Below are 5,516 nucleotides of genomic sequence, written 5' to 3'. Positions count from 1 at the left end.
GCCCGAAGGAGTTGATTCGGCAGTCAGTTTTCGCCGAGTTAACGATTCGATCTTCTCGGTCGAAAGCGGAGAAAAAGAGGTGTTGACAGCAGCGTGTAACGCTGTAGAATTCGCCTCCCGCTGACGAGAGATCGGAAGCGCAAGTGGTTGAAGTTGCAAAGGAAACTTTGAAAACTTCTTAAAATAACCGCTTGACAGATACAGGGGCTGCTGTAGAATGCGCGCCTCGGTTGAGACGAAAGACTTAACCAACCGCTCTTTAACAACTGAATCAAGCAATTCGTGTGGGTGCTTGTGGAGTCAGACTGATAGTCAGAAAGATTATCAGCATCACAAGTTACTCCGCGAGAAATCAAAGATGTAACCAACGATTGCTGAGCCAAGTTTAGGGTTTTCTCAAAACCCAAAGATGTTTGAACTGAAGAGTTTGATCATGGCTCAGATTGAACGCTGGCGGCAGGCCTAACACATGCAAGTCGAGCGGTAGAGAGAAGCTTGCTTCTCTTGAGAGCGGCGGACGGGTGAGTAATGCCTAGGAATCTGCCTGGTAGTGGGGGATAACGTTCGGAAACGGACGCTAATACCGCATACGTCCTACGGGAGAAAGCAGGGGACCTTCGGGCCTTGCGCTATCAGATGAGCCTAGGTCGGATTAGCTAGTTGGTGAGGTAATGGCTCACCAAGGCGACGATCCGTAACTGGTCTGAGAGGATGATCAGTCACACTGGAACTGAGACACGGTCCAGACTCCTACGGGAGGCAGCAGTGGGGAATATTGGACAATGGGCGAAAGCCTGATCCAGCCATGCCGCGTGTGTGAAGAAGGTCTTCGGATTGTAAAGCACTTTAAGTTGGGAGGAAGGGTACTTACCTAATACGTGAGTATTTTGACGTTACCGACAGAATAAGCACCGGCTAACTCTGTGCCAGCAGCCGCGGTAATACAGAGGGTGCAAGCGTTAATCGGAATTACTGGGCGTAAAGCGCGCGTAGGTGGTTCGTTAAGTTGGATGTGAAATCCCCGGGCTCAACCTGGGAACTGCATCCAAAACTGGCGAGCTAGAGTATGGTAGAGGGTGGTGGAATTTCCTGTGTAGCGGTGAAATGCGTAGATATAGGAAGGAACACCAGTGGCGAAGGCGACCACCTGGACTGATACTGACACTGAGGTGCGAAAGCGTGGGGAGCAAACAGGATTAGATACCCTGGTAGTCCACGCCGTAAACGATGTCAACTAGCCGTTGGGAGCCTTGAGCTCTTAGTGGCGCAGCTAACGCATTAAGTTGACCGCCTGGGGAGTACGGCCGCAAGGTTAAAACTCAAATGAATTGACGGGGGCCCGCACAAGCGGTGGAGCATGTGGTTTAATTCGAAGCAACGCGAAGAACCTTACCAGGCCTTGACATCCAATGAACTTTCCAGAGATGGATTGGTGCCTTCGGGAGCATTGAGACAGGTGCTGCATGGCTGTCGTCAGCTCGTGTCGTGAGATGTTGGGTTAAGTCCCGTAACGAGCGCAACCCTTGTCCTTAGTTACCAGCACGTCATGGTGGGCACTCTAAGGAGACTGCCGGTGACAAACCGGAGGAAGGTGGGGATGACGTCAAGTCATCATGGCCCTTACGGCCTGGGCTACACACGTGCTACAATGGTCGGTACAGAGGGTTGCCAAGCCGCGAGGTGGAGCTAATCCCACAAAACCGATCGTAGTCCGGATCGCAGTCTGCAACTCGACTGCGTGAAGTCGGAATCGCTAGTAATCGCGAATCAGAATGTCGCGGTGAATACGTTCCCGGGCCTTGTACACACCGCCCGTCACACCATGGGAGTGGGTTGCACCAGAAGTAGCTAGTCTAACCTTCGGGAGGACGGTTACCACGGTGTGATTCATGACTGGGGTGAAGTCGTAACAAGGTAGCCGTAGGGGAACCTGCGGCTGGATCACCTCCTTAATCGACGACATCAGCTGCTTCATAAGCTCCCACACGAATTGCTTGATTCATTGAAGAAGACGATTGGGTCTGTAGCTCAGTTGGTTAGAGCGCACCCCTGATAAGGGTGAGGTCGGCAGTTCGAATCTGCCCAGACCCACCAATTACTGGTGCACCCTGTAGCGATACGGGGCCATAGCTCAGCTGGGAGAGCGCCTGCCTTGCACGCAGGAGGTCAGCGGTTCGATCCCGCTTGGCTCCACCATTACAGATTGGTGTCCATCGTTTAAAGCTTAGAAATGAGCATTCCATCAAGTTGATGGTGAATGTTGATTTCTGATCTTTATCAGAATCGTTCTTTAAAAATTTGGGTATGTGATAGAAAGATAGACTGGATAGCACTTTCACTGGTGTTTATTCAGGCTAAGGTAAAATTTGTGAGTTTAATCGCGAATTTTCGGCGAATGTCGTCTTCACAGTATAACCAGATTGCTTGGGGTTATATGGTCAAGTGAAGAAGCGCATACGGTGGATGCCTTGGCAGTCAGAGGCGATGAAAGACGTGGTAGCCTGCGAAAAGCTTCGGGGAGTCGGCAAACAGACTTTGATCCGGAGATGTCTGAATGGGGGAACCCAGCCATCATAAGATGGTTATCTTGTACTGAATACATAGGTGCAAGAGGCGAACCAGGGGAACTGAAACATCTAAGTACCCTGAGGAAAAGAAATCAACCGAGATTCCCTTAGTAGTGGCGAGCGAACGGGGACTAGCCCTTAAGTGGCTTTGAGATTAGCGGAACGCTCTGGAAAGTGCGGCCATAGTGGGTGATAGCCCTGTACGCGAAAATCTCTTAGTCATGAAATCGAGTAGGACGGAGCACGAGAAACTTTGTCTGAATATGGGGGGACCATCCTCCAAGGCTAAATACTACTGACTGACCGATAGTGAACTAGTACCGTGAGGGAAAGGCGAAAAGAACCCCGGAGAGGGGAGTGAAATAGATCCTGAAACCGTATGCGTACAAGCAGTGGGAGCAGACTTTGTTCTGTGACTGCGTACCTTTTGTATAATGGGTCAGCGACTTATATTCAGTGGCGAGCTTAACCGAATAGGGGAGGCGTAGCGAAAGCGAGTCTTAATAGGGCGTTTAGTCGCTGGGTATAGACCCGAAACCGGGCGATCTATCCATGGGCAGGTTGAAGGTTAGGTAACACTGACTGGAGGACCGAACCGACTACCGTTGAAAAGTTAGCGGATGACCTGTGGATCGGAGTGAAAGGCTAATCAAGCTCGGAGATAGCTGGTTCTCCTCGAAAGCTATTTAGGTAGCGCCTCATGTATCACTGTAGGGGGTAGAGCACTGTTTCGGCTAGGGGGTCATCCCGACTTACCAAACCGATGCAAACTCCGAATACCTACAAGTGCCGAGCATGGGAGACACACGGCGGGTGCTAACGTCCGTCGTGAAAAGGGAAACAACCCAGACCGTCAGCTAAGGTCCCAAAGTTATGGTTAAGTGGGAAACGATGTGGGAAGGCTTAGACAGCTAGGAGGTTGGCTTAGAAGCAGCCACCCTTTAAAGAAAGCGTAATAGCTCACTAGTCGAGTCGGCCTGCGCGGAAGATGTAACGGGGCTCAAACCATACACCGAAGCTACGGGTATCACGTAAGTGATGCGGTAGAGGAGCGTTCTGTAAGCCTGTGAAGGTGAGTTGAGAAGCTTGCTGGAGGTATCAGAAGTGCGAATGCTGACATGAGTAACGACAATGGGTGTGAAAAACACCCACGCCGAAAGACCAAGGTTTCCTGCGCAACGTTAATCGACGCAGGGTTAGTCGGTCCCTAAGGCGAGGCTGAAAAGCGTAGTCGATGGAAAACAGGTTAATATTCCTGTACTTCTAGTTATTGCGATGGAGGGACGGAGAAGGCTAGGCCAGCTTGGCGTTGGTTGTCCAAGTTTAAGGTGGTAGGCTGGAATCTTAGGTAAATCCGGGATTCTAAGGCCGAGAGCTGATGACGAGTTACCTTTTAGGTGACGAAGTGGTTGATGCCATGCTTCCAAGAAAAGCTTCTAAGCTTCAGATAACTAGGAACCGTACCCCAAACCGACACAGGTGGTTGGGTAGAGAATACCAAGGCGCTTGAGAGAACTCGGGTGAAGGAACTAGGCAAAATGGCACCGTAACTTCGGGAGAAGGTGCGCCGGTGAGGGTGAAGGACTTGCTCCGTAAGCCCATGCCGGTCGAAGATACCAGGCCGCTGCGACTGTTTATTAAAAACACAGCACTCTGCAAACACGAAAGTGGACGTATAGGGTGTGACGCCTGCCCGGTGCCGGAAGGTTAATTGATGGGGTTAGCTAACGCGAAGCTCTTGATCGAAGCCCCGGTAAACGGCGGCCGTAACTATAACGGTCCTAAGGTAGCGAAATTCCTTGTCGGGTAAGTTCCGACCTGCACGAATGGCGTAACGATGGCGGCGCTGTCTCCACCCGAGACTCAGTGAAATTGAAATCGCTGTGAAGATGCAGTGTATCCGCGGCTAGACGGAAAGACCCCGTGAACCTTTACTATAGCTTTGCACTGGACTTTGAATTTGCTTGTGTAGGATAGGTGGGAGGCTTTGAAGCGTGGACGCCAGTTCGCGTGGAGCCATCCTTGAAATACCACCCTGGCAACTTTGAGGTTCTAACTCAGGTCCGTTATCCGGATCGAGGACAGTGTATGGTGGGTAGTTTGACTGGGGCGGTCTCCTCCTAAAGAGTAACGGAGGAGTACGAAGGTGCGCTCAGACCGGTCGGAAATCGGTCGTAGAGTATAAAGGCAAAAGCGCGCTTGACTGCGAGACAGACACGTCGAGCAGGTACGAAAGTAGGTCTTAGTGATCCGGTGGTTCTGTATGGAAGGGCCATCGCTCAACGGATAAAAGGTACTCCGGGGATAACAGGCTGATACCGCCCAAGAGTTCATATCGACGGCGGTGTTTGGCACCTCGATGTCGGCTCATCACATCCTGGGGCTGAAGCCGGTCCCAAGGGTATGGCTGTTCGCCATTTAAAGTGGTACGCGAGCTGGGTTTAGAACGTCGTGAGACAGTTCGGTCCCTATCTGCCGTGGACGTTTGAGATTTGAGAGGGGCTGCTCCTAGTACGAGAGGACCGGAGTGGACGAACCTCTGGTGTTCCGGTTGTCACGCCAGTGGCATTGCCGGGTAGCTATGTTCGGAAAAGATAACCGCTGAAAGCATCTAAGCGGGAAACTTGCCTCAAGATGAGATCTCACTGGAACCTTGAGTTCCCTGAAGGGCCGTCGAAGACTACGACGTTGATAGGTTGGGTGTGTAAGCGCTGTGAGGCGTTGAGCTAACCAATACTAATTGCCCGTGAGGCTTGACCATATAACACCCAAGCAATTTGCGCTTAACAGCCAGATTGCGGTGTGTGAAGACGAAACGAACCGAAAGTTCGAGAAAACACACAAACTATCGCATACCCAATTTGCTGAAGCGTCGAAAGACGACTCGGCACACCGAATTTCTTGACGACCATAGAGCATTGGAACCACCTGATCCCATCCCGAACTCAG

Annotated in this window: 2 tRNA genes and 3 rRNA genes; all 5 read left to right on the top strand. The window is 51.4% G+C overall.

What is annotated here, in order from left to right:
* Positions 1–415 precede the first annotated feature (415 nt).
* A 16S ribosomal RNA gene (locus tag AC07VU_RS30735) occupies positions 416–1,952 on the top strand.
* A 65-nt stretch (positions 1,953–2,017) separates the two neighbouring features.
* Positions 2,018–2,094: transfer RNA gene (locus tag AC07VU_RS30730), tRNA-Ile, on the top strand.
* A 26-nt stretch (positions 2,095–2,120) separates the two neighbouring features.
* Positions 2,121–2,196: transfer RNA gene (locus tag AC07VU_RS30725), tRNA-Ala, on the top strand.
* 240 nt (positions 2,197–2,436) lie between these two features.
* A 23S ribosomal RNA gene (locus AC07VU_RS30720) occupies positions 2,437–5,328 on the top strand.
* A gap of 139 nt (positions 5,329–5,467) precedes the next feature.
* Positions 5,468–5,516, top strand: a 5S ribosomal RNA gene (rrf, locus tag AC07VU_RS30715); the annotation flags it as partial.

Source organism: Pseudomonas sp. GW821-FHT02B10, assembly GCF_059421865.1.
Note: the sequence above shows the minus strand (reverse complement) of the source record. Positions and strands in the feature narration are given on the sequence as shown.